Source organism: Glutamicibacter sp. 363, assembly GCF_052379505.1.
Lineage (GTDB): Bacteria > Actinomycetota > Actinomycetes > Actinomycetales > Micrococcaceae > Glutamicibacter.
The window spans coordinates 61,063-84,456 of sequence record NZ_JBQSYR010000011.1 but is presented as its reverse complement, the minus strand read 5'-3'; the positions used below and the strand labels follow the sequence as shown (position 1 = coordinate 84,456).

Sequence of the window (23,394 nt, the reverse complement as noted above, 5' to 3'; positions counted from 1 at the left end):
TATTCCTCCAAAAGTAGTAACTATGTTTATGTCGATCCTAATGTGGCTTGAAGGTTTAGTGCATGTTGTCTCGAAGATCGAGTGAAAATCAGTTCGTAGTCTGCCGTGCCGTCATCGGATTTTTAGGGCAGAATTAGGCTCAACGCCACCGCAAGGAGCCAATGTATGCACAGGCACGACGCAGCTGATCACAACGAGCTAGTGGGGAGCAACAGTGCATGATCGAATTTGATACCGTTTCCAAGCACTATCCAGACGGCACCACGGCTGTTGAGGACTTCAGCTTGACGATTCCAGCCCATCGCACCACCGTATTCGTGGGTTCCTCTGGTTGCGGCAAGACGACATTGCTGCGCATGATCAATCGCATGGTTGACCCCAGTGCCGGCACGGTCCGCATAGACGACCAGGATGTATCCACAAAGCCCGCGGTGGGCCTGCGCCGCAGTATCGGCTACGTCATGCAGAACTCGGGGCTTCTCCCGCATTTCACCGTGGCAGAGAACATCGCCACGGTTCCCCGGCTCGAAGGCAAATCTCGCAAGGTTGCCCGAACCCGGGCACTGGAACTTATGGAGACCGTAGGCCTGCCCTCAACCATGGCTGACCGATACCCGCACCAGTTATCCGGAGGCCAGCAGCAACGTGTCGGAGTGGCCCGTGGCTTGGCTTCTGACCCGAATATTTTGCTCATGGATGAGCCCTTCGGTGCCGTCGATCCCATTGTGCGCGCCGAACTGCAGCAGGAACTGATTCGGCTGCAACAAGAACTTGATAAGACGATTGTCTTCGTCACCCATGATATCGATGAGGCATTCCTCCTCGGCGACCAGGTGGTGATCCTGTCCGCCGGTGCGCAGAAGCTGCAGGTGGGTAGCCCGAGCGAAATCATTGAAAACCCAGCCAACGAGTTCGTGGCTTCCTTCATCGGCACAGACCGTGGAGCCAGAGCACTGAGCGTCAAAAATACGCCCCACGGTGCCGTGCTCGTGGATTCCCAAGGCCGGACCCAGGGAAGACTCGTCGAGGACGGATCCAAGGCGTGAACTGGATACTCGAGAATCTGGGACTCATCGGGTCGCTGTCGCTAGAGCACTTGCGGCAGAGCCTGATAGCGATCGTCATCGGGTTCCTGCTTTCCATCCCGCTGGGCTGGGTAGCTTGGCGATTTCGAATCGTTCGCGGACCGGTTGTGACAACCACCGGCCTGCTCTACACCATCCCCTCGCTCGCGTTGCTGATGCTCCTGCCTGTGCTCACCGGAATGAGCGCGATCAGTGAAGCCAACCTGATCGTGGCACTGAGCATTTACGCGATTGCGATTATGGTCCGCGGCGTCGTGGACGGACTGGACTCCGTAGACCCTGCCGCGCGCGCGGCCGCAACTGCCGTGGGCTACGGGCCCGGGCGCCGGTTTTTCGCGGTGGACCTGCCGCTTGCCGGTCCGGTGATTCTCGCCGGACTGCGCGTCACCGCGGTCAGCACCATCTCGCTAGCGACCGTGGGAATCTTGGTGGGTGTGACGAACCTGGGATACCTGTTCACGAACGGCCTCCAGCGGCGCATCATCGAAGAAGTCTTTTCGGGGATCCTTGCGGTGGCCTTGATTGCCCTGGCCATCGACTTGTTCTTAGTCCTCCTCGGACGATGGCTGATGCCTTGGACACGTCAAATTAAGCAACCAAAGCGAAAAGCCACGCATGCGGCCAGAATGCGGGTGTCGCCATGAACCTGATTGCCAAGGCACTTGAATGGATTTCCGCGCCAGAGCAGTGGGAAGGCAGCGGGGGACTGCAGGCATTGCTTGGCCAGCATCTGCTGTTCACGATGGCGGCGGTGCTTCTTGCGGGAGTCATTGCCATCCCTGCCGGTTGGGCGATCGGGCACACCGGCATTGGGCGCGAGATCGCCGTGGGCGCCGCGGGTGTCGCCCGTGCGATACCTTCTTTCGGCCTGCTGATCTTATTGGTGCTGCTCTTTGGCGTGCTGCACAAACCCGAAGCAGCCATGGTCGCCTTTGTTCTACTGGCCATCCCTTCGCTGCTGGCCGGAGCCTATACGGGGTTTGAAGCCATAGACCGCAAGACCCTTGACGCGGCTCGGTCCATGGGGATGACCGAGTGGCAGATCCTCTTCAAGGTTGAAATCCCGCTCGGCCTGCCGCTGCTCGTAGGCGGAATCCGGTCAGCCATGCTGCAAGTGGTCGCAACGGTGACCATCGCGGCCTACGTGAACCTTGGCGGGCTGGGCCTGCCAATTATTACCGGGCTGAATCTGCGGCGCTTCGACATGGTTCTCGGCGGAGCGCTCATGGTGGCGGTGCTTGCGCTGCTCCTGGACCTGTTGTTCGCCGTGATTCAAAAGACGGCAGTTCCGGAGGGCCTGGGAAAAGCTAGGAAGAAGGCACCGCGCAAGCTCGCCCCAGACAAAACCGCCGGTGAAGATGCAAACCCGAAAATAGATCACTCGACATCCCAGGAAAGGGAAAAGCCATGAAACTGAAACGCACCATCCCGAGCGCAGCCGCAATGCTGGCCGGCAGTCTTGTCTTGGCTGGTTGCGCAGGGGGAGACCCGCTGGCAACCGAGAGCAACGCCGAACAAGGCGGCGGAGAAACGATTGTTGTCGGCTCGCAGGCCTACTACTCGAATGAGATCGTTGCCGAGATCTACGCCCAGGCGCTGGAAGGTGCCGGCAAAGAGGTGGAACGCAAGTACAGCATTGGTCAGCGGGACGCGTACATGCCTCAGCTCGAAGAGGGCAGTATCGATGTGTTCCCCGAGTACACCGGCAATCTGCTGCAATTCTTCAAGGAAGACACCGAAGCGCGTGCCGCCGATGAGGTCTACACCGAGCTGACGTCGGAGCTTCCGGATTCTCTGGCGGTCCTTGAAGCGGCCGAGGCCTCTGACCAGGACTCCTACACCGTGACCCGGGCGTTTGCTGAGGAAAATAACCTGAAGTCCATCAAGGACTTGGCGAATGTTAGCGAGCCGTTGACCCTCGGCGGGCCACCGGAGCTTGCCGAACGCCCCTATGGCCCTAAGGGGCTCGAAAGCGTCTATGGGGTGAAGGCTGACTTCTCCGGGACCGGCGACACCACCGTTGAAGATCTGGTCGCCGGCACGGTGAACATTGCCAACGTGTTCACCGCCGACCCGCGCATCAAGACCGAAGATCTCGTGGTGCTGGAAGACCCCGAGTCGCTGTTCCTGGCTTCGAACGTCGTTCCGGTGGTCTCCGCCGAGCTGTCAGCGGATCTCGCCGAGGTGCTCAACCCGGTTAGCGAAAAGCTGAGTGCCGAGACCCTGGTTGAGCTGAATGTGAAAAGCACCGTTGACCAGAAGTCGGCCGCCGATATCGCTTCGGCCTGGCTGACCGCTGAAGGGCTTTAATGCCAGATCCTCTCTAGGCTGGATATCCAGGAGATCGCCCGCCGTACCCGGAAATTCCGGGTACGGCGGGCGATCTATTTTTGTTCCGAGGTGCGCTGCGGCCTATCCGGGCGAGCGGGGCTGGCGTGGGTTCAAGGAGACGGCGGGCCGTCATCGTTTTGACTTTTGAGAATGATTCTCATTAGTGTTTACGATTGTTGGCTAAAAGGCGTACTCAGAGACCTAAGGTCCCCGCCCTGGCCGCACCGAATGGAGCAATGATCTATGAGAAGAATCAATCCTTGGATGGTGGCCATGCCCGCCGTCATCCTGGCCGTGGCCACCGCCTGCGCCGTCCCCGGCGGAACCGTGAACAGCGCGCAGAATGAATCGGCCGCCGGCAGCATCACCCTGGACAGCTGCGGCCGGGAGGTGGTGTTCGACGCGGCACCGCGCAGCGTGCTCGCGGTCGGTTCGGAGGCCCCGGCGCTGCTGTCCGCAGCTGGAGCGGGCGACAAGCTGACGCACTACGCTGGCAGCCTGGAGGTGCCTTTCGACGCGGCCACCAAGGCCGTGGTGGAGGACGCCGAGCGGATCACGGAGGACTCGCACGACGTCTCCTACGAGATGATCCTCGGTTCGGGAGCCGACGTGGTCATCGGCACCGATATCGCAGCCGGAGTCGATCTGGATTCCCTGGCCGAACGACTGGACGAGGCCGGGGTCCAGATGCTGACCGTGAGCGGCTACTGCGCCGGATTCGAAGACCGCTCCACCGGAGGAGTGAGCGGATTCGAGCAGATCTACCGTGACGTGCAGTCCTACGGCCAGTTGTTCGGCACCGATCAGGCGGCCGAGAATGCGGTGGAGGACATGCGCGAGCGTGTAGCGGCCGCCGCGGCGCGCGTTGAGCAGGGCAGCGGAGAGCGCGCGCTGTCCCTCTACGTGCCGAGCGCCGGCGGCCTCGGATCCTACGGAGGGGAATCGCTGGTCTCGGAGCAGATGGAGCTGCTCGGCCTGGAGAATGTCTTCGGCGATGTGCCCAAGCGCTACTTCGACCCTTCCACAGAGGAACTGATCGCCAGCGCCGCCGACAAGGTCTTCGCGATGTACCTGCCTACCGGTTCCTCGGCACTGGAAACCGACCAGGAGGTGCTCCAGGCGCTGCGCGATCGACCCGAGCTCGATGGCCTCGCTGCCATCGAGGAGGACGCGGCCGTGGTGCCGCTGAACTACTACTATTCCTCACCCGGCCCGCTGGCCGTGGACGGCGTGGAGCTGCTCGCGGACCGGCTGTCCGCCCCATGAGCCAGTCAGCACAGCTGCGCCGGACCCCGCGCCACACCGGCCGCCGGCGCGCCTCCGCGCTGCCTGCACGCAGATACGCGCGTTCCACTGCGGCCAGGGGCACCACCGAAGTGGACTTCGCGAAGCTGAGCCCGACATCCAACACCACCGTGCTGGTCACCAGCCAGCATCCGCCCCGGCAGTACCGCACCATCGCGGAGCAGTTGTTGCGCGCCGAGCATCTGCATGCCGAACAGGTCGGGTTCATCCTGCCGGCGGAATCCTCCGCGGCGCAGTTGCGCCTGCACATGGCAGGGGACGAATTCTGCGCCAACGCCGCGATGGCGCTGGCGGCGCTGCACGCCTCGAAGCAGGGGCAGACCGGCCGGGTTGAACTCTTTGTAGAAGCCTCGGGCGCCGATCAGCTGCTGAGCTGCCGAGTCGAGCCCCGGGATTCGGGCTACCGCTGCCAGCTGGACAGCCCGCTGCCGCTGAGCATCGAACCCTACCCGTCCCCGGGAGCCCGCTCGGGAACGGCCCTGGTGCGGTATGCGGATTCGGTGCACCTTGTCATTGAATGCGCCGGCCACGGCCAGGGGCTGCGCGAGCACGCCGAACAGGCGGCTTTGCAGCTGGGCAATAGCGAAGGCGTCTCCGTTGCCGGGGTGATGCTCTACGATCCGGCGCGCGGGGCGCTGGACCCGCTGATCAACGTGCCCGCACTGGGCAGCCTGCTCTGGGAACGCAGCTGCGGCTCGGGAACCGCCGCGCTCGGCGCGTACCTGGCCGCGAAGAACCGCGCTCCGGTCTGCGCCAGCGTACGGCAACCCGGCGGCACCATGGACGTGGAAGCCGACTACGGCTCCGGAACGATAACCGGGCTGCGCGTCGCCGGACACGTGGCCATCGTGGCCGAGGGGAGGGCATATATCCATGACTGAAATATCGATTGGCGCAAGCCCGGAGCTGAGCTCCGGTGCGCAGGCCATGCTGGCCACGCTGCGCGGCTTCCTGCGCCACTTCAGCGCGGCGGCCGACGGCTACGACGGCTCGACCCGGCACGCTGGCGAGCTCGAGGAGCTGCTGGCGGACTACGCGCGCTTCGTCACCGATCCGGGCAACGTGCCCCCCTTCGCCCAGCTTGCCGCGGCCGCCGGCACCGATGAGCTGGTGGACCAACTGCGTTGCCAGTCGGCGCGCTGCGTGGCGGTCATCGAGAAGTACCGCGCGCTACGGCTGCTGGAGGGGCAGGTGGGAGCGGAGGGATACTTTGCCAATATCGAATCCTGCATCGCCAAGGAATTCGGGGCCGTCGCGCTGACCGGGGATTCCAAGCTGCTGCTCGTCGGCTCGGGATCCTTCCCGATGACGCTGCTGAACGTCGCCTCACGCACCGGCGCGTCCGCGCTCGGGATCGACATCGACGCCGAGTCCATTGCGCTCGGGCGCCGGGTCGTGGCCCAGCTCGGCGAGGGCCTGGACATCGGGCTGGAGGAACGCGCGCTCCACGAGCTGGACTTCACCGCGCAGGCCACCCACGTGGTGATCAGCTCCACGGTTCCGGTGAAGTACGAGCTGCTGCACCAGATGCATGCGCTGACCCGCGAGGACATCGTGGTGGCCATGCGCTTCGGGGACGGGCTTAAATCGCTGTTCAACTACCCGATGCAGCAGGTCGACCCGGCGCTCTGGCGGCTGGTCGACATCATCCGCCAGCCGGACCAGGTATTCGACATCGCGCTGTACGTGAAGCAGCGCTCAATAGGAAAAGACGTTTAGCAGATGGACGAATTGGGAAATATCCTCATCGCCGGGACCGGTCCGGTGGCCGTGCAAAGCGCGGTGCTGCTCGGGCGGCTCCCCGGGACCCTGGGCCTTGCGGGCCGCGAATCGCAGCGCGCGGCGGCATTCTTCGCCGCGCTGGAGACAACTGCGGGCACCGTGCGCGCCGAGGTGCAGAACCTCGCCCACGCGGCACTGGCCGGGGAAGCACAGATCGAACACGTCTTCCACGGGTACGGATCGGTGGCCGGGGAATGGGACACGCTGCTCCTGGCGGTCACTGCGGATGCCTACCTCCCGGTGCTGCGCCAACTGGCCGGTGAGGTGCTGGCCGGGTTCGAACGCATCGTCCTGCTCTCGCCCACCATGGGCTCCGGGGCACTGGTGCGCGAATACGCCAACGCCCGGGGCGCGGATCCGGAGGTGATCAGCTTCTCCAGCTACCTGGGCGACACCCGCTGGCCGCAGGGACACCCTGGCGCTGCGGTGTTGACCGCCGGAGCCAAGGTCCGCATCTACGCCGCATCGAATCGCGGCATCTCGCCGGGACTGGAACGGCTGCGCGCCGTGCATGAGGCGGCGGGCACCGAGCTGGCGGTGCTCGGCCTGCCGGCCGAAGCCGAGGCGCGGAACATCTCGCTGTACGTGCATCCGGCACTGTTCATGAACGAGGTCACGCTGCGCGCCGTGTTCGCCGCGGAGCCGCCGACGCAGTACGTCTACAAGCTCTACCCCGAGGGGCCGGTCACCCCATCCATGATCCACGCCATGGTCCAGCAGTGGCGCGAGCTTTCGGCCATCGTCACCGCGCTGGGCGGGAAGGGAGTCAACCTGCTGGCCTTCATGCTCCAGGACGGCTACCCGGTCCACCCGCAGAGCATCGACCCGGAGCAGGTGGCCGCATTCGAGCAGCTGCCGGCCATCCATCAGGAGTACCTCGTCTACGTGCGCTACGCCTCGCTGCTCGTGGACCCCTTCTCCGAACCGGACGCCCACGGGCGCTACTTCGATTTCTCGGCCATTCCCATCCGGCCGATCTTCCGCAACGACGCAGGCCACTGGGACGTGCCGCGGATGCCGAAGGAAGACTACTACCGCACCAAGATCATCCAAGGTCTCGCCCGGCATCTGGCGGTGCCCTGCCCGATGATCGACCGCCTGCTGGCCGCCTACGAGAGCGCGCTGACGCAGGCGGCGCAGGGACTGGGCGCCCAGCCGCGCTCCGCGGACTTCGCCGTGCAGGACTTCGGCGAAGACCTGGGCATGATCCGCGCCGGGAGCGGAAGGGCCTCATGAGCGAGACCGAATTGGACACCAACGAAAAGCTGCCCGGCGAACGGAAGATCATCGCCGAGATCTGGCCGGCCCTGCTGGCCTCGGCCGTGGGCCTGCTGCCCTTCACCGTGCTCTCCACCTTCCTGGTGCCGATCGCCGACTGGGCCGGAGCCGGCTATGCCGAGGTCGGCTCGCTGCGCGGGCTGGCCGGCGTCGGCGCGGTGCTCACCGGCGTTGCGCTGGCCCCGCTGATCGGGCGCATCGCCCCGGGACGGGTGGCCGCCGCCGCGCTGGCGCTGCTGGGCATCGCCGCGGTGCTCGGGACCTTTTCCGGGCTCGCCGCGCTGGCCGCCTTCTGCCTGGCCACCGGCGTATCCAACGCGCTGCTCTACCCGGCGCTGTCCACCGCCGCGGCGGACCGCTTCGGGAACACTCCCGCCGCGGGCCGCGCCGCAACCTTGGTGATGACCGCCCAGACCCTGGCCTCCACGGTGGGCGCGCCGCTGCTGGTGCTGCCGGCGCTGTGGTGGGGCTGGCAGGGGAACCTCGTGGCCATCGCCATCGCTTCCTTTGCGCTGGTGCCCGCGCTGCTGCGCTACGGCCGGGCGGAACCCGGGGCGGGGCAGCCGGCCCAACCGGCCCCGCGGCTGGGCTACCTGGCCGCCTTCCGCACGCTGGCCGCCATCCCCGGGGCGCGCGCCCTGCTGCTGGTCTCCTTCGGGCGGGCCGGCGCGCTCATGGGGCACCTGGCCTTCCTCGCCCCGCTGTATGCGGACAAATTCCAGCTATCCACCGGCTGGTTCGCCTTCGTCTGGTCGCTGAGCGGAGGATCCTTTTTCCTCGGGCATCTGCTGGCCGGACGGATGCTGAACGCCGAGGACTCCGAGCGGCGCACCCGGGCGGTGATGTGCATCGCCCTGTCCGCGGCGCTGCTGGCCCTGCTCGGGGTGTATCTTTCCCCGGTGCTGCCGCTGGCAATGCTGTGCACCGCGGTGCTCTCGGCCAGCCATGCGGTGGTCTCCGCCGCGGTGATGACCCTACTGGTACGCCGCTGCGGGCAAGTGCGCGGCACCGCGCTGAGCCTGAACGCCGCCGGCATGTCACTGGGACTGTCTCTGGGCGCGGGCGCCGCCGGGGCGGCGCTGGGTACGGCGGGATATCTGGCCGCGGCCGCAGTGCTCGGCGGGTTCACCCTGCTTGCCCTGATTGCCGCGCTGACGCTGCGCACCGCAACGAATGACGAATCGCTGGAAAGGCAATCATGACCCAACTTGATCCCGCGCTGCGCGAACCGCGCGGCGCAACACCACCGGCGGCGCCGCTGGTGTTCACCGGAGACGACCTGGAGCACGGCAAACGCACCCGGCACACCTGGCTGTGGATCGCCGGGCTGCTCGGCGCGCTGCTGATCACCCTGCCGGTGGCCGTGGGCCTCGGGCCGGTGGCCATCGAGGCGGGCACCGTGCTCCAGATCCTGCGCCAGCATCTGTCCGGCGGCCAAATGATAGGCGCCTGGACCGACTCCGAGGAATCCATCGTGCTGCTGCTGCGCGGGCCCCGCGTGCTGCTGGGCGCCGCCGTTGGCGCCGGGCTGGCGCTGGCCGGGGTGGCCCTGCAGGCCTTGACCCGCAATATCCTGGCCGAACCCTACCTGCTGGGGGTGACTTCCGGGGCCTCCACGCTGTCAGCGGCCTCGATCCTCTTCGGGACCGCGGCCGGCATCGGCTCGGCTTCGCTGGCCGGCAGCGCCTTCGCCGGGGCGCTGGCCGCGGGGATTGCGGTATTCCTGCTGGCCCGGGTCGGCTCGCAGATGACCTCCACCCGGCTGGTGCTCGCCGGGGTATCCGTGGGCTACGTGCTGCACGCGCTGACCTCGCTGCTGATCTTCGCCTCCGATGACCCGAACGCGGGCCGCTCGGTGCTCTTCTGGACGCTCGGCTCGCTCGGCCAGGCCACCGGCCAGTCCGCGCTGCTCACCTGGGCGGTGGTGCTGGGCACCTTGGCGCTGCTGCTGCTCTGGTCCCGCCCGCTGGACGCGCTGGCCATCGGCGATTCCACCGCGCAGACGCTGGGGATCTCCCCGGCGAAGCTGCGCGCGGCGGTGATGATCGTGACCGCGCTGTGCGTGGGCGCGCTGGTCGCGGCCTCCGGCGGCATCGGATTCGTCGGGCTGATCATCCCGCATATCGCCCGGCTGTGCGTGGGCTCCACACACCGCAAGCTGCTTCCGGTGGCCGCCCTGCTCGGCGCGATCTTCCTGGTCTGGGCCGACGTGCTCGCCCGCACGTCCATGGCCCCGCAGGAGCTGCCGCTGGGCATCGTCACCGCCCTGCTCGGCGCCCCGCTGCTCTTCGTGCTGGTGCGCAAGCTGAACCCGACCCAATGACAACCAACCACCGAAAGGGGCATAGAGCATGATCACAGCCACCGATGTATCCGTGGGCTACGGCGGCAAGCTGGTAGTGAAATCCGTCGGCCTGCATGCCGGGCAAGGAGAGGTCGTTGGGCTGATTGGCCCGAACGGAAGCGGCAAGTCCACCTTCCTGCGCACCCTGTATGCGGCGCTGCGCCCGCGCGCCGGGCTGGTCACCCTGGACGAGCAGCCCCTCGAGGAGCTGCGCGGCACCGAGCTGGCCCGCCGGGTGGCCGTGGTCGCCCAGGAGACGCCTACCGACCTGCCGGTGACCGTCGCCGACATGGTGCTGCTCGGCCGCGCCCCGCACCGCAAGGCGCTGGCGGCATTCACCCGCGAGGACCACCAGGCGGTGGCCGCGGCGCTGAGCAGGGTCGGGGCGCGGGATCTGGCCGACCGCCGCTACGCCACGCTCTCGGGCGGTGAAAAGCAGCGCGTGCTGGTGGCCCGCACCCTGGCCCAGCAGGCGGACCACCTGCTGCTGGACGAGCCGACCAATCACCTGGACATCCGCTACCAGCATGAGCTGCTGCGCATGGTCGGGCAGCTGGGGGTCACCACCGTGGTCGTGCTGCACGACCTGAACCTGGCCGCCCGCTATTGCACGAAGCTGGTTATGCTCGAAAACGGCCAGGCAGTGGCCAGCGGCACTCCCGAGGAGGTGCTCACCCCCGAGTTGCTGCTGCGGGTGTACGGGATCCACGTCGAACCGTTTTCCGTGCGCGGCACCCTGCAGCTTGTCTTCAGCATGGCCGATGAGCACCCCGATCCGTTGCCTCTCGCCGCGGCGCTCTAGCTCCGCGGAAGAACACGCAGTGCCGGCCTAGCGCGAGCTAGGCAATTTCCCTTGGTCGCATGAACGAAAGCACCTCGGGTGCCGAGGCACCCGAGGTGCTCGATAAGGAAATCACAAGGGGGAAGCCGCAGCCGGCCGTCGTCCAAGGTCCCTGGGGTTGCCGCTCAGCGGCAGCCGCCGGTGAAGGCTTGGCGAATCTCTGCAATCCGGGACATCAGCGCCGCCTCGACCTGTTCCCGCGGACGTTTTGAAGCGGCCCGCCCAGCCCACGCCAGTTGATCCGCTCCTTCATTCAGCTTTTCACCGCTGTGCCCTTTGACCAGTTCAAAGGCAACCTGCGATTCGGTGGAGTTCCATGCCTGCAGGAACCGGTGCTTGGAGTCCTCGCTGATGCCGCAATAGCCGGTCTCGCACCGGCCCTCAAGGGCCAGCGCCTGGGCTACACGATAGGCATCGGCCGAATCGGTATGGATCGTTGCACTGGCCGGAGAGGTGGTTGCGAGGTATTCCAGCGCCACGATGAGCGCAGCAAATTCGAGCATGCTGATCGTGTCGAAGGACTCCCCGCCGTAGAGGACCGCATCTCCATGTTCGCTGAGCAGTGCGACCGCACTGGCGCCGGTGGGATCGGTTGAGGCATCTACCGCCAGGGCGATGCTCGAGGGCGCGTGATCAGCGAGATCCCAATACTCCGGTTGCCATTGCTGCGGCGAAAGATCATGTCGGGGCCTGTGGCCCCGAGCCGGAATGGCCATCGGCACCGCCAACGCGCTTCCTGCCTGGATTGCCGCTCTGGTCTGGACTCTCTTTGCGATCTCCGCTTCCCGATGCACCACACCCGAGGCTTGATTCAAGTCGTTGAGCCCGCGGGTCACCGTGAATCCGGCGGCTTGGAGATATTTGGGCAAATACCAATGCCTTTTCCCCAGCGCCACCCAGGTCTCTGATTTGCGCTGCCCGAGCAGCCGTTCGAAGTGTTCGATGATTTCAGCCATCGGCCGCGGCGAACTCGACTGCCCCCGATGCATGGTCGGTTCCTGGCGCTCATTGCGAATGGCGATGATCCAGTAGATGAACTCCGCGCTGCCTGCGATCTGCGGCGTCGTCCAGGCAATGAACGCAGCATGGAATGCGGACGCGGCATGCGTCGATGTTGGGACGCAGGGAATTGAGCTGGAACGCGGGCGTGGTTCAAGACGCGCAGTGGATAGCTGGGACTGGACAAATTCGGCCATGAAGAAAGTATCTCGGTGCCCACCGACATTTAGGCTCGACCCCGGAGCAATTCCACGTGATGAGTATCTAGCTGGCGCCAAACCCTGTCGAGACGTGTAAATTCAGCCGGTATCCGGTAGGTGGAGATACCCTAGAACTATGGCCTCACGCACCCAGTCGCAGGGGGCGAAGAAGCCGACGACGCGCAAACCGCGGACGTCGGGCTCTTCGCCTGCCAAAAAAACTCCCGAGAACCCGGAACAGGATCTCGCTCTTCCGCTGCGCGCAATTCGCAGCGTGTGGATGGGCATCGCCCGGATCTTCGGCGGCGCCTTCCGCCGGATCGGGGCCACCGTCCGGCCCGACTTCGAGCTGCGCCGCGACGGAACCGGACTGTTCCTGACGCTGATCGCGATCACCGTCGCCATCGTCGAATGGTGGGGGCTGCGCGACGTGGGCTGGTTCGGCCGCGGCGTGCACTCGGTGGCCGGAGGCTCGCTGGGTTTCATGGCGGTGTTGCTGCCGGTGGTTTTGTTTATCGGGGCCTTCCGCCTCTTCCGCTACCCGGAAGCCGATTCGGCCAATAACCGGATCGGCATCGGGCTGTTCATGATGACCATGGCCGGATCCTCCCTGGCCGCCTTGGCCAACGGTTCGCCTGCGGTCACCGACGACTTCGCGGCGCTCTGGGCCGCCGGCGGCATGGTCGGCTCGATCCTGGGCACCCCGCTGGGCCTGCTGATCTCGGTTCCCGGCGCGATGGCCGTGCACATCTTCTTCCTCGTGCTCTCGCTGCTGGTCGTCACCGCCACCCCGCCGCTGCAGATCGCCTCACGGCTGCGCATCGGCTATAACCGGCTGCTTGGCCAGGATCCGCACCGCGAACGCAGCGCGCCGACCGTGGCGCAGGTCCCGGTGCTCGATCCGAACTCCGAGTCGCACGACCAGTCCTACCTCTACGCGGATGCTCAGCAGGAAGCGCCGGCTCCGAAGCCCAAGAAGAAGAGCTTCTTCGAACGCCGGGCCGAGGCCAAGCGCGTCTCCGAGGTCTACAACGTGGACGGCGAGTCCGGCGATGAACTCACCGGAGATGTCGCCTACGACAAGGCGGTGATCGAGCCGAACGAACCGGCCACGAATGCGCTGCCGGTCACCGACGTCTACGACGCGGATTCCACCGCCACCGAGGCGATCTCCCGACCCGTCGCCGAGGCCAAGCCGGCGGCTCCCGCCGGACCGCCGCCCGGCGTCAAGCGCCCCACCAAGGCCGAGACCGAGATGGCCGCGATCATGGATCAGGTGGGACTGGGCAACGCCGAGCCGGAACCGGAGACCGACGCGATCCCGACCGTCGCGGTCAACCACACCCGCCCGGCCCCGGCGCTGGCCCCCATCCCGCAACGCACCGAACAGCTCCAGCTTTCCGGAGACGTCACCTACACGCTGCCGCAGGACGACTTCCTGCCCGCCGGCCCGCCGGCCAAGGAAGCCTCCGAAGCCAATGAGGCCATCGTCGCGGCGCTGACCAATACGCTGCAGCAGTTCAAGGTGGAGGCCCACGTCACCGGCTTCTCCCGCGGCCCCACGGTGACCCGCTACGAGATCGAGCTGTCCCCGGGCACCAAGGTGGAGAAGGTCACCGCGCTGTCCAAGAACATCTCCTACGCGGTGGCCTCCTCGGATGTGCGCATCCTCTCGCCGATCCCCGGCAAGTCCGCCATCGGCATCGAGATCCCGAACACCGATAAGGAAATCGTCGCCCTGGGCGACGTGCTGCGCTCGAATAACGCACGCAAGACCGAGCACCCGATGGTGATGGGCGTGGGCAAGGACGTCGAGGGCGGCTTCGTCGTGGCCAACCTGGCCAAGATGCCGCACCTCTTGGTCGCCGGTGCCACCGGCGCCGGCAAGTCCTCCTTCGTGAACTCGATGATCACCTCCATCCTGATGCGCGCCACCCCGGATGAGGTGCGCATGGTGATGGTCGACCCCAAGCGCGTGGAGCTGACCGCCTATGAGGGCGTGCCGCACCTGATTACCCCGATCATCACCAACCCGAAGAAGGCCGCCGAGGCGCTGCAGTGGGTGGTCCGCGAGATGGACACCCGCTACGACGACCTGGCGAACTTCGGCTACAAGCACATCGACGACTTCAACAAGGGCGTGCGTGCCGGCAAGGTGATCCCGCCCGAGGGCTCCAAACGCGTGATGAAGCCCTACCCGTACCTCCTGGTGATCGTCGACGAGCTCGCCGATTTGATGATGGTTGCCCCGCGCGATGTCGAAGACTCGATCGTGCGCATCACCCAGCTGGCCCGCGCCGCCGGCATCCACCTGGTCCTGGCCACCCAGCGCCCCTCCGTGGACGTGGTCACCGGGTTGATCAAGGCCAATGTGCCCTCGCGCATGGCCTTCGCCACCTCCTCGGTCACCGACTCCCGCGTGGTGCTCGACCAGCCGGGCGCGGAGAAGCTGCTGGGCCAGGGCGACGCGCTCTTCCTGCCCATGGGCACCTCCAAGCCGATGCGCGTGCAGGGCGCCTGGGTCACCGAATCCGAAATCCAGCGCGTGGTCACCCACGTGAAGGGGCAGCTGACGCCCGAATACCGCGACGACGTCACCCCGGTGGCCGAGAAGAAGAAGCAGATCGACGAGGACATCGGCGACGATCTGGAGCTCTTGCTGGCGGCCACCGAGCTTGTGGTCACCAGCCAGTTCGGCTCCACCTCGATGCTGCAGCGCAAGCTGCGCGTCGGCTTCGCCAAGGCCGGACGGCTGATGGACCTGATGGAATCGCGCGGAGTGGTCGGCCCCTCGGAGGGGTCCAAGGCCCGCGATGTGCTGATCCAGCCCGATGACCTGCCGATGGTGCTCGCCGCCATGCGCGGGGACGACGGCGCCGTCCACCAGGCCAGCGCCGCCGAGCAGGCCCTGGTCGACGAGGCCAATGTGAACCACGCCGAGCCGGTGGACCTGGTCGCCGAAGACCTCGCCAAGCGCGAGACGGCCACCGAGTACTACGACGAAGCCGACGAACCGGGCGAGGACGCCTGGGACCTGACAGGAAGAAACTAAAGCCATGAGCGCGCACGCCCCGCAGCCCGATGACTCCGCGGCTCACGCCCCGGTCCCGAACCTGAACATCGCCAACGTGCTGACCAGCATCCGCATCCTGATGGTGCCCTTCTTCGTCTGGGCCCTGCTGGCCGACGACCGGGAGCAGGGGCTCTGGCGCTGGGTGGCGCTGGGGCTGTTCGTGGTGGCCATGTACACCGACAAGCTTGACGGGGACCTGGCCCGCAGCCGCGGGCTGGTCACCAACTTCGGCAAGATCGCCGACCCCATCGCGGACAAGCTGCTCACCGGCTCCGCGCTGGTGGTGCTCTCCATGCTGGGTGAACTGGACTGGTGGATCACCATCGTGATCCTGGTCCGCGAATGGGGCATCACGCTCTTGCGCCTGGTGGTCATCCGCTACGGGGTGATCGCCGCGAATATGGGCGGCAAGGTCAAAACCGTGATGCAGGCGGTGGTTATCGGCCTCTACCTGCTGCCGTTCACCCAGACGATCGATTGGCTGGGCACGCTCGCGTTCATCTTGATGCTGGCCACCGTCGCGGTCACCGTGCTCACCGGGCTGGAATACCTGTGGAAGGCCGCCAAGCTGCGCGCCGCCGCCAAGGCCAACTAGCAAAGGTTCAACTTCATGGAACACCACGGCGCCGCGGTGATCGCCCAGGCGATCGCCCAAGGCAAGCAACTGGCCACGGCCGAATCACTGACCGCAGGACTGATCGCCGCCACCCTGGCCGAGATCTCCGGGGCGTCGGCCGTGCTGCGCGGGGGAGTGATCAGCTACTCCGCGCAGGTGAAGGCCGAGCTGCTCGGCGTGGATACCCAGCTGCTGAGCGAGGTCGGTTCGGTGGATGGTGAAGTTGCCCGGCAGATGGCGGTCGGTGCCCAGCGGGCCTGCGCGGCGGACCTGGCGGTTTCGGCCACCGGCGTCGCCGGGCCGCAGGCCCATGACGGCAAACCCGTAGGCACGGTGTTCATCGGCTGGGCGCACGGGAAGGACTCCGGATTCGTGGCTCACCACTTCGTCGGGGACCGGGTGCAGATTCGGGAACGAAGCACGCAAGCTGCAATCAATCAGCTAGCTGCCATTTTGGGTAAAGCTTCTTCACAGTAAGAGACGAGATACTATTAATCCCCTTGATCTTCACAATAATCCGTCTAAATGTGGCGTATGTCGCATATTTGTGATTAGGGTAAGGTGTCGGGAACAAAAGCGTATAACTTGATGTTGTACGAATTGAAGGGCCGCAAGGTCTGGCTCTTCGGATAAGAAGCATCTTTCGAGAAGGACCTAGGAGTAGAGGCTATACACATGGTGAAGCAACCCGTAACTGTCAATGGTGTCGTCCGTTGGCGCGATATGGGAGAAGCCCATTCGGTCCAGCCCGAGAAGGAGGAACACAAAATGGTAGTACTCCGACATGAAATCGGTGACGTCCTTCGCGATGTTCGCCAGCGCCAGGGCCGAACCCTGCGCGAGGTTTCCCACAGCGCCCGCGTTTCGCTTGGATACCTATCCGAGGTTGAGCGTGGACAGAAGGAGGCATCCTCCGAGCTGCTCTCCTCGATCTGCACCGCGTTGGAGGTGCCGCTGTCGTTGATGCTCCGTGAAGTCTCCGATCGCATCGCCTTGGCCGAAGGCGTGGTCATCCCGGACACCGTTCCGCTGGATCTGACCAATGAGTTCGCCATGGACGTCGACGGACGCAACGGCAAACCTCTGGCATCGGTTTAATCCCGACCTAAGTTTTCGACCCGAGGGCCTTCGCAAATGCGAGGGCCCTCGCGTTATGCATGGAAGAATACAACTCGTGAAAAACAGTGAATTCTGGCGGAACATGGATCATGAATTTGGTTCGGGCTACTCGCACATGCTGGCCGACTCGCTCGCGCTGACGGAGCTGGGCAGCCTCAACGCCACCCAGGCGCTACGCAAGGGAATCAAGCCCAAGCAGGTGTGGGAAGCGATCTGCCGCGCGCAAGATGTCCCGCCCGAGCGCTGGCTCGGCATGGACATCGAGCCCAAGGAAGCCTAGCCGCGCGCGACGCAGGCGCCCCGGCGTCTTCGAAGAATCGAAACATTCGAAACACCGCACGGCAATTTCGAACATCTGTTCGGATTAGGCTATTCTAGTAACAGCAGCACGAAGAGTTTGTCCACACCTCGGGCCCAAGCGGTCTAAAGTGTCGGTTGGCGCTCATACTGTCTAGATACAGTACAAAGATTGATTGGCAGGTCGCGCGATGGCCTGCATGACCAAAGGTGAACCATGGCAAGTAATGATCGGGAAAAGGCTCTCGAGTCCGTTCTGGGCCAAATCGACAAGGCCTTCGGCAAGGGCTCGCTCATGCGTCTGGGTGACACCACCCGCGCCGCCGTTGAGGTCATCCCCACCGGTTCGGTGGCATTGGACGTCGCGCTCGGCGTTGGCGGACTGCCTCGTGGCCGTGTCGTAGAGATCTACGGCCCGGAATCCTCGGGTAAGACCACCCTCGCGCTGCACGCGGTAGCCAGCGCACAGCGCGGCGGCGGCGTGGCGGCCTTCATCGACGCCGAGCACGCGCTGGACCCTGAATATGCCAAGAAGCTTGGCGTGGACACCGACGCACTGCTGGTTTCCCAGCCGGACACCGGTGAGCAGGCCCTGGAAATCATGGATATGCTGGTGGGCTCCGGCGCACTGGATATCATCGTGATCGACTCCGTGGCAGCCCTGGTTCCACGCGCCGAAATCGAAGGCGAAATGGGCGATAGCCACGTGGGCCTGCAGGCACGTTTGATGTCGCAGGCGCTGCGAAAGATCACCGGTCGCCTCTCGACCTCGAAGACCACCGCGATCTTCATCAACCAGCTGCGTGAAAAGATCGGCGTCTTCTTCGGCAGCCCGGAAACCACCACCGGCGGCAAGGCGCTGAAATTCTACGCCTCCGTGCGCATCGACATCCGCCGCATTGAAACCCTCAAGGAGGGCACCAACGCCGTCGGCAACCGTACCCGTTGCAAGATCGTCAAGAACAAGATGGCCCCGCCCTTCAAACAGGCCGAATTCGACATCCTCTACGGCCACGGCATTTCCCGCGAGGGCAGCCTGATCGATATGGGCGTCGAGCACGGCATGGTCAAGAAGTCCGGTGCCTGGTTCACCTACGACGGTGACCAGCTGGGCCAGGGCAAGGAAAACGCTCGCCGCTTCCTGCGCGACAACCCAGATCTGGCCAACGAACTGGAGCGCCAGATCCTGACCAAGCTCGGCATCCTTGACAGCGGAGAAGAAGGAGAGGCCGACCTGCGAATCGTCGAGGGCGATAAGTAGTGGCCTCAGGCTTTCAGAAACGTAGCGTCCGACCCGGATCGAGATCCGGGTCGGACGCTACGTCCGTCTCCGCGCAGTTTCAGGGCGACTTCGATCAAATGCCGGATTGGGCCAAACCCACCGGGCAAGAGCTGGAGCAGCTGAAAGAACCTGCGCCCAAGCGCGCCGCACGCCCCGCCAAGTCCAGCCAGCGAACGCAAATACTGCAGGGCACCGCCGAGCCGGAAAAACCGCAAACCGTCGATGAGCTTCGCGCCGCGATGGACAATATCGTGGCCAGTAACTCCCCGGAAGCCGAAAGCCCTACCAAAAAAGAACGCCGGCAGGCCAGAGCCGAACGCCGTGCAGCACGCGAATCGGGCGAGCCGGAAGAGCTCAGCGATGACCAGTGGCAAGAAAAAGCCCGAGGCATCATCCTGCGCCAGCTCACCGCCAGCGACAAAACCAGCAAACAGCTCAAAGACAAGCTGCTGGAAAAGGAATGCCCCGAAGACATCGCCGACGAGGTCCTCGAACGCTACGCCGAACTGAACCTGGTCGATGACGAGCGCTTCGCGAAATCCTGGGTCGTCGCCCGGGCCCGCTCCCGCGGCCTCGCCCGGGGCGCGATCCGCCACGAGCTGCGCAGCAAAGGCATCGAAGACGAAGTCGCCGCCGAAGCGCTGGAGCAGATCGACGACGAGACCGAGGAAGCGCGCGCCCGCGAACTGGTGCGCGCCAAGCTCCGCCCGGCCTCCATGGGCCTGGACCGCGACAAGGCGCTGCGCCGGCTGGTAGGAATGCTCGGGCGCAAGGGCTATCACGGCTCGATGGCCTTCAAGGTGGCGCGCGAAGAATGGGAAGAGCGCTACGGCACCCGCTAACTGTGTTCTGCAACACCGCCTCACCCGCCGTGCAATGCAGCGCGCACCGGTACTTGGCTTGGTAGATTAAGACCCTCAGCACGGATAGCGGAGCAAGCCCAGGTTGCCGCGTTCCGAAGAAATAGGGGAAGAAATATGGCCGTGTGGCATGGCAGCAACTGGCAGCTTGAAGAGCCCATCGACGCCCAAACCGTCCTCGGCGTCACCTTCGGAACTGGTCTGCTCGATGAGGCGCTGGAAAATTCGGGCACCCTCGCCACCATCGTCGCAGCCATTCGCGCCGAGCTGGCCCGCCCGGTGGAACTGGGGCCGGGCCGCAGCTCGCTGCCCGAAGTGTTTGTGCGCGTGGGCAGCGACACCACCGACCTCACCGTGCGTGGTGACAGCCTCACCGTAGCCGCCGCGTGGAAGCGACTGCCCGCGCTCTTCGCATCCGCGGCCATCCCGGCCGGCACCCTGCCCATCCAACACGAGAACACCTTCTGGCCTGCCGATGTTCTGCAGCGCACCGGAAAGAACGCTGCGGCACTAACCGCGTTGCTGGCCTTCCCGGAACAGCTTGAAACACCGGCCCGGGAGACCTTCGCCCGACTCAACCCGTACTCCGGGCGCACTCCGGCGGTCTTCTACACCAATGATGCTTCGCTCATCGGCCACGTCTATCCGGTGCGCACCGATCCGCTGGGACGTATGACCGCAACCTGGGCCGATGGCACACCCAAACGTCATGGTACCCAGAATCCCTCCGCGCGGTTCGCGACGCTCGATCCGTTCAGCCAACCCGCCGCAGGAAACGGCACCGGCGCTGTGTACGGAAACAATACTCCGGTCATTCTCTCGGTGTTGGTCCCACGCTCCGCAGCCGGTTTGCTGGCCTCCCAGATACTCAAGCGCCAGTTGGCCCAGCGCGCCCAAGGCATCGTCAATGAACAATTGAATGTCGGGGTTGAGCATGTCGGCATGGGCGAAGACTTCTGCGCGATCTTCCACCTGAGCCACATGCTCGGCGAACAGCAGCGTCGGACGCTGATCCGCGACTTCGCCACCTCGATGACGTTGATCCCGGATGCCTGGCTGGCCGATATCATGGCCTACGCCGGCGATGTGGTCCACGATTCGATGCAGCGTACGCGAGCCGTACTCGGGATGGAACCGGATGGCAGCCCGTTGGAAAGCGACATCCGCGAGATCATTATCCGCGCCTCGGGGACTCTGCATGCGGCCGTCGATCCCGACGGCGGGTTGGTCGAGTATGGCGCCCAGCGTGCGGACTCGAAGACCGCTATTTCCGCTGAGGTATTCAAGGACCTGTCTCTGCCGACGCCGGTGCGACCCCGCCGCTACAAGTCTTGGGCGCCACGTGGCTTTAAGGGTGGGCCGTTCGCTCCGATCACGCCGCTGGTGGTGGGACGCGACTCCATTTTCATGGAGCGCTGGCAGCGGCTGAAACGACCGGGAATCACGGCAGGCAACGCCGTAGAAACCGCGGCCTTGCTCGCAGTGCTGGAAGATTCGCAGGGCAATATGTTCATCCTCGATGAAAAGCTGCGCATGCTCACCATCTACCCGCAGCTTTACCTCGCCGCAAAATCCCTGCGTAAACGCGTCGAGCAACGCATCGCCGACTCGACACCTCGGTTGCGCGTCGAGTCACGGCTCACCCAATCCGATGCGGCACATTGGCGCACCCGCCGCAGAACCGGGCTGGCACTGATGTGGGGCAGTGTAGCGGCAGTCGGCGGCGTGCTCATCGGCGCCGCCGTGATCCAGGGAGTAACCCAACGCGCGGCGGGTCCGGTCTTCGAACGACTGAACATCACCGAACCGGCCGAACTGGCAAACGGCACGGCACTGACAACCTCGGGATTTGAGATCAAGCATCCCACCCTCGAACGCCAAGAGTACGTGGTGGGTGTGGACGTGAATATCTGCGCGGGCGAGGACACCAAGGCCACCGGCGTCGCCCCGGACACTCAACGCCGGATTTCACCCGATGACTTCAGGATGCTAGACAGCGGCTACATCTACGCGGAACGGATCCCGACCCCCAATCAGCTCGAAGAGCGCGTGCTGGCTCCGGGCGAATGCGCCGCCGGATCGCTGACCTTTGAAGGGCGCAAGCTCGACTTCCCGCGCTTGGCCTACTCAAACGCGATGGACGACGACATCGTCTGGTACAGCTACGGCACCATGCCCGAACAGTTCCAGTAGGTTTACCCGAGCTAGACCTCAAACTAGATCAGCAGGTTCTGATCCGAGCGCCTAGGCCGGCAGTGATCGCCGAAAATTTTCCGTTGCCAGCCAATGACCCGGCTGTTCAGGAAAACCAGGAAACTAGTGGATTCTTGCTGCCGGGATTATGTCATTGATGCAGGGCTCCCGCACCGTGCGCTCAGCACAAGTGGGCACATTTCTTCCTAGGCATGCCTACGTTTCCGCGCCCCTGAAGATTCGGTAACCTTGAGGGGTGAGTGAGTTCGACGAGATGACCCCAGCAGATACCGAGAATCCTTCGCGCACCTACGAGGTACGCACCTACGGTTGCCAGATGAACGTGCACGATTCCGAACGGCTCTCCGGGCTGCTCGAAGGCGCGGGGCTTGCCCGCAAAGCCGAAGCCGACGACGACGAAGTGGCGGACGTCGTGGTGTTTAATACCTGCGCGGTCCGTGAAAATGCTGACAACAAGCTCTACGGAAACCTCGGAATGCTCAAAAGCGTCAAGGACCGCCGACCGGGAATGCAGATCGCTGTCGGTGGCTGCCTCGCGCAGAAAGACCGCGAAACGATCCTGAAGAAGGCCCCTTGGGTGGACGTCGTCTTCGGCACGCACAATATCGGTTCGCTGCCGGCCTTGCTGGACCGCGCCGAACACAATCAAAAGGCTGAATTGGAGATCCTCGAATCTCTGGATGTCTTTCCTTCCACGCTCCCGACCCGCCGCGAATCGGTTTATGCCGGGTGGGTGTCAATCTCGGTTGGCTGCAATAACACCTGCACCTTCTGCATCGTGCCCGCGCTGCGCGGCAAGGAACGCGACCGCCGCCCAGGAGAGATCCTCGCCGAAATCGAGGCGCTGGTTGCCGACGGCGCGATCGAGGTGACCTTGCTGGGGCAGAACGTGAACTCCTATGGCGTGGAATTCGGCGACAAGCTGGCCTTTGGCAAGCTTTTGCGTGCTTGCGGTGAAATCGAGGGACTGGAACGGGTGCGCTTCACCAGCCCGCACCCGGCCGCCTTCACCGACGACGTGATCGAGGCGATGGCCGAAACCGTGAATGTGATGCCGCAGCTGCACATGCCGCTGCAGTCCGGCTCCGACAAGGTCCTTAAGGACATGCGCCGCTCCTACCGCTCGAAGAAATTCCTCGGCATCCTGGACAAGGTGCGCACACTGATTCCGCAGGCGGCGATCACCACCGACATCATCGTCGGATTCCCGGGTGAAACCGAGGAAGATTTCCAGGCGACTCTCGACGTGGTCGAGGCATCACGTTTCTCCACCGCCTTCACCTTCCAGTACTCCAAGCGTCCGGGCACCCCGGCAGCCGAGCTGCCCGACCAGCTTCCCAAGGCAGTGGTGCAGGAACGCTTCGAGCGGCTCACCGCACTGCAGGACCGCATCGCCAAGGAAGAAAACGCCAAGCAGCTCGGGCGCACCGTGGAAGTCATGGTCACCGAGCAGTCCGGACGCAAGTCCGAGGAAACCCACCGCCTGGCCGGCCGCGCCCAGGACCAGCGGCTGGTGCACTTCTCCGTGCCGCAAGGCGCCGAGCAGCCTCGCCCGGGCGATCTGGTCACCGTGCCGATCACCGAGGCCGCGGCCTTCCACCTCGTCTCCGATCCGACGCTCGAAGAGTATTCGCTGCGTCGTTCACGAGCCGGCGACGCATGGGACCGCGCCCAAGCCGAGAGCTGCGCGGTGCCTGCCGCCGGCAGCGGCGGCGGGGCAAGCCGAACCAACCTGGGCATGCCGACCTTGAAGGCGCGCAGCTAACCG

21 protein-coding genes are annotated in these 23,394 nt (G+C 64.8%); 20 read left to right on the top strand and 1 reads right to left on the bottom strand.

What is annotated here, in order from left to right:
• The first annotated feature begins 218 nt into the window (after positions 1-218).
• The 11 genes from ACT3UA_RS08475 (at position 219) to ACT3UA_RS08425 (ending at position 10,927) form a co-directional block, all read left to right on the top strand.
• Positions 219-1,046, top strand: a complete 828-nt coding sequence (locus ACT3UA_RS08475; protein WP_096288127.1) for an ABC transporter ATP-binding protein — start codon at positions 219-221, stop codon at positions 1,044-1,046.
• Positions 1,043-1,729 carry an ABC transporter permease gene (locus tag ACT3UA_RS08470; RefSeq protein ID WP_443464385.1) on the top strand — a complete coding sequence of 229 codons (687 nt, stop codon included), beginning with the start codon at positions 1,043-1,045 and terminating at the stop codon, positions 1,727-1,729. The genes ACT3UA_RS08475 and ACT3UA_RS08470 overlap by 4 nt, the downstream gene beginning before the upstream one ends.
• A complete protein-coding gene (locus tag ACT3UA_RS08465) occupies positions 1,726-2,496 on the top strand; it encodes an ABC transporter permease (protein ID WP_443464386.1) in 771 nt (256 codons plus the stop codon). The genes ACT3UA_RS08470 and ACT3UA_RS08465 overlap by 4 nt, the downstream gene beginning before the upstream one ends.
• The gene (locus tag ACT3UA_RS08460) at positions 2,493-3,395 is read left to right on the top strand and encodes an ABC transporter substrate-binding protein (RefSeq protein ID WP_096288121.1); all 903 of its coding nucleotides are present in this window, start codon (positions 2,493-2,495) and stop codon (positions 3,393-3,395) included. The genes ACT3UA_RS08465 and ACT3UA_RS08460 overlap by 4 nt, the downstream gene beginning before the upstream one ends.
• Before the next feature lie 264 nt (positions 3,396-3,659).
• Complete coding sequence (locus tag ACT3UA_RS08455) at positions 3,660-4,682, top strand: ABC transporter substrate-binding protein (RefSeq protein ID WP_096288119.1); 1,023 nt, start codon at positions 3,660-3,662, stop codon at positions 4,680-4,682.
• Positions 4,679-5,602: a diaminopimelate epimerase gene (locus ACT3UA_RS08450; protein WP_096288117.1), complete on the top strand. Its 924-nt coding sequence runs from the start codon at positions 4,679-4,681 to the stop codon at positions 5,600-5,602. Before ACT3UA_RS08455 ends, ACT3UA_RS08450 begins: the two co-directional genes overlap by 4 nt.
• Positions 5,595-6,440 carry a class I SAM-dependent methyltransferase gene (locus tag ACT3UA_RS08445; RefSeq protein ID WP_255248508.1) on the top strand — a complete coding sequence of 282 codons (846 nt, stop codon included), beginning with the start codon at positions 5,595-5,597 and terminating at the stop codon, positions 6,438-6,440. The genes ACT3UA_RS08450 and ACT3UA_RS08445 overlap by 8 nt, the downstream gene beginning before the upstream one ends.
• Before the next feature lie 3 nt (positions 6,441-6,443).
• Positions 6,444-7,739 (top strand): opine metallophore biosynthesis dehydrogenase, encoded by a 1,296-nt coding sequence (locus ACT3UA_RS08440; protein WP_444615967.1) that lies wholly within the window; start codon positions 6,444-6,446, stop codon positions 7,737-7,739.
• On the top strand, positions 7,736-8,983 hold the full coding sequence (locus ACT3UA_RS08435; protein ID WP_444615965.1) for an MFS transporter: 1,248 nt from the start codon (positions 7,736-7,738) through the stop codon (positions 8,981-8,983). The genes ACT3UA_RS08440 and ACT3UA_RS08435 overlap by 4 nt, the downstream gene beginning before the upstream one ends.
• Positions 8,980-10,104, top strand: a complete 1,125-nt coding sequence (locus ACT3UA_RS08430) for a FecCD family ABC transporter permease (protein WP_176484254.1) — start codon at positions 8,980-8,982, stop codon at positions 10,102-10,104. Before ACT3UA_RS08435 ends, ACT3UA_RS08430 begins: the two co-directional genes overlap by 4 nt.
• Positions 10,105-10,132: 28 nt before the next feature.
• Positions 10,133-10,927 (top strand): ABC transporter ATP-binding protein, encoded by a 795-nt coding sequence (locus ACT3UA_RS08425; protein ID WP_096288111.1) that lies wholly within the window; start codon positions 10,133-10,135, stop codon positions 10,925-10,927.
• A 164-nt stretch (positions 10,928-11,091) separates the two neighbouring features.
• On the opposite strand, the gene ACT3UA_RS08420 is transcribed toward ACT3UA_RS08425, so the two are convergent.
• Entirely contained in the window at positions 11,092-12,162 is a 1,071-nt protein-coding gene (locus ACT3UA_RS08420; protein WP_444615962.1) for a ribonuclease HI, read from the bottom strand.
• A 139-nt stretch (positions 12,163-12,301) separates the two neighbouring features.
• Here ACT3UA_RS08420 and ACT3UA_RS08415 point away from each other — a divergent pair, with 139 nt between their 5' ends.
• The 9 genes from ACT3UA_RS08415 (at position 12,302) to miaB (ending at position 23,391) form a co-directional block, all read left to right on the top strand.
• A complete protein-coding gene (locus ACT3UA_RS08415; protein ID WP_096288107.1) occupies positions 12,302-15,217 on the top strand; it encodes an FtsK/SpoIIIE family DNA translocase in 2,916 nt (971 codons plus the stop codon).
• 4 nt (positions 15,218-15,221) lie between these two features.
• Positions 15,222-15,833 (top strand): CDP-diacylglycerol--glycerol-3-phosphate 3-phosphatidyltransferase, encoded by a 612-nt coding sequence (gene pgsA, locus ACT3UA_RS08410; RefSeq protein WP_096288105.1) that lies wholly within the window; start codon positions 15,222-15,224, stop codon positions 15,831-15,833.
• A gap of 15 nt (positions 15,834-15,848) precedes the next feature.
• The gene (locus ACT3UA_RS08405) at positions 15,849-16,331 is read left to right on the top strand and encodes a CinA family protein (protein ID WP_096288103.1); all 483 of its coding nucleotides are present in this window, start codon (positions 15,849-15,851) and stop codon (positions 16,329-16,331) included.
• A gap of 198 nt (positions 16,332-16,529) precedes the next feature.
• Positions 16,530-16,952, top strand: coding sequence for a helix-turn-helix domain-containing protein (locus ACT3UA_RS08400; protein WP_096288101.1), 423 nt, complete (start codon positions 16,530-16,532; stop codon positions 16,950-16,952).
• Between the two features lie 76 nt (positions 16,953-17,028).
• Positions 17,029-17,253: a DUF3046 domain-containing protein gene (locus ACT3UA_RS08395; protein WP_096288099.1), complete on the top strand. Its 225-nt coding sequence runs from the start codon at positions 17,029-17,031 to the stop codon at positions 17,251-17,253.
• Positions 17,254-17,487: 234 nt separating this feature from the next.
• Complete coding sequence (recA, locus tag ACT3UA_RS08390) at positions 17,488-18,531, top strand: recombinase RecA (RefSeq protein ID WP_096288097.1); 1,044 nt, start codon at positions 17,488-17,490, stop codon at positions 18,529-18,531.
• A 98-nt stretch (positions 18,532-18,629) separates the two neighbouring features.
• The gene (locus ACT3UA_RS08385) at positions 18,630-19,394 is read left to right on the top strand and encodes a regulatory protein RecX (protein ID WP_096288095.1); all 765 of its coding nucleotides are present in this window, start codon (positions 18,630-18,632) and stop codon (positions 19,392-19,394) included.
• Between the two features lie 135 nt (positions 19,395-19,529).
• Positions 19,530-21,605 carry a hypothetical protein gene (locus ACT3UA_RS08380; RefSeq protein WP_096288093.1) on the top strand — a complete coding sequence of 692 codons (2,076 nt, stop codon included), beginning with the start codon at positions 19,530-19,532 and terminating at the stop codon, positions 21,603-21,605.
• Positions 21,606-21,879: 274 nt separating this feature from the next.
• The gene (miaB, locus tag ACT3UA_RS08375) at positions 21,880-23,391 is read left to right on the top strand and encodes a tRNA (N6-isopentenyl adenosine(37)-C2)-methylthiotransferase MiaB (protein WP_096288306.1); all 1,512 of its coding nucleotides are present in this window, start codon (positions 21,880-21,882) and stop codon (positions 23,389-23,391) included.
• Positions 23,392-23,394 lie beyond the last annotated feature (3 nt).

Bases quoted from the DNA above. Each gene is read 5' to 3' on its own strand.
- pgsA (WP_096288105.1), top strand. From the start codon at position 15,222: ATGAGCGCGCACGCCCCGCAGCCCGATGACTCCGCGGCTCACGCCCCG.
- miaB (WP_096288306.1), top strand. From the start codon at position 21,880: ATGACCCCAGCAGATACCGAGAATCCTTCGCGCACCTACGAGGTACGC.
- ACT3UA_RS08430 (WP_176484254.1), top strand. From the start codon at position 8,980: ATGACCCAACTTGATCCCGCGCTGCGCGAACCGCGCGGCGCAACACCA.
- ACT3UA_RS08420 (WP_444615962.1), bottom strand. From the start codon at position 12,162: ATGGCCGAATTTGTCCAGTCCCAGCTATCCACTGCGCGTCTTGAACCA.
- ACT3UA_RS08445 (WP_255248508.1), top strand. From the start codon at position 5,595: ATGACTGAAATATCGATTGGCGCAAGCCCGGAGCTGAGCTCCGGTGCG.
- ACT3UA_RS08465 (WP_443464386.1), top strand. From the start codon at position 1,726: ATGAACCTGATTGCCAAGGCACTTGAATGGATTTCCGCGCCAGAGCAG.
- ACT3UA_RS08425 (WP_096288111.1), top strand. From the start codon at position 10,133: ATGATCACAGCCACCGATGTATCCGTGGGCTACGGCGGCAAGCTGGTA.
- ACT3UA_RS08385 (WP_096288095.1), top strand. From the start codon at position 18,630: ATGCCGGATTGGGCCAAACCCACCGGGCAAGAGCTGGAGCAGCTGAAA.
- ACT3UA_RS08400 (WP_096288101.1), top strand. From the start codon at position 16,530: ATGGTGAAGCAACCCGTAACTGTCAATGGTGTCGTCCGTTGGCGCGAT.
- ACT3UA_RS08380 (WP_096288093.1), top strand. From the start codon at position 19,530: ATGGCCGTGTGGCATGGCAGCAACTGGCAGCTTGAAGAGCCCATCGAC.
- ACT3UA_RS08435 (WP_444615965.1), top strand. From the start codon at position 7,736: ATGAGCGAGACCGAATTGGACACCAACGAAAAGCTGCCCGGCGAACGG.
- recA (WP_096288097.1), top strand. From the start codon at position 17,488: ATGGCAAGTAATGATCGGGAAAAGGCTCTCGAGTCCGTTCTGGGCCAA.
- ACT3UA_RS08460 (WP_096288121.1), top strand. From the start codon at position 2,493: ATGAAACTGAAACGCACCATCCCGAGCGCAGCCGCAATGCTGGCCGGC.
- ACT3UA_RS08475 (WP_096288127.1), top strand. From the start codon at position 219: ATGATCGAATTTGATACCGTTTCCAAGCACTATCCAGACGGCACCACG.
- ACT3UA_RS08415 (WP_096288107.1), top strand. From the start codon at position 12,302: ATGGCCTCACGCACCCAGTCGCAGGGGGCGAAGAAGCCGACGACGCGC.
- ACT3UA_RS08450 (WP_096288117.1), top strand. From the start codon at position 4,679: ATGAGCCAGTCAGCACAGCTGCGCCGGACCCCGCGCCACACCGGCCGC.
- ACT3UA_RS08440 (WP_444615967.1), top strand. From the start codon at position 6,444: ATGGACGAATTGGGAAATATCCTCATCGCCGGGACCGGTCCGGTGGCC.
- ACT3UA_RS08405 (WP_096288103.1), top strand. From the start codon at position 15,849: ATGGAACACCACGGCGCCGCGGTGATCGCCCAGGCGATCGCCCAAGGC.
- ACT3UA_RS08455 (WP_096288119.1), top strand. From the start codon at position 3,660: ATGAGAAGAATCAATCCTTGGATGGTGGCCATGCCCGCCGTCATCCTG.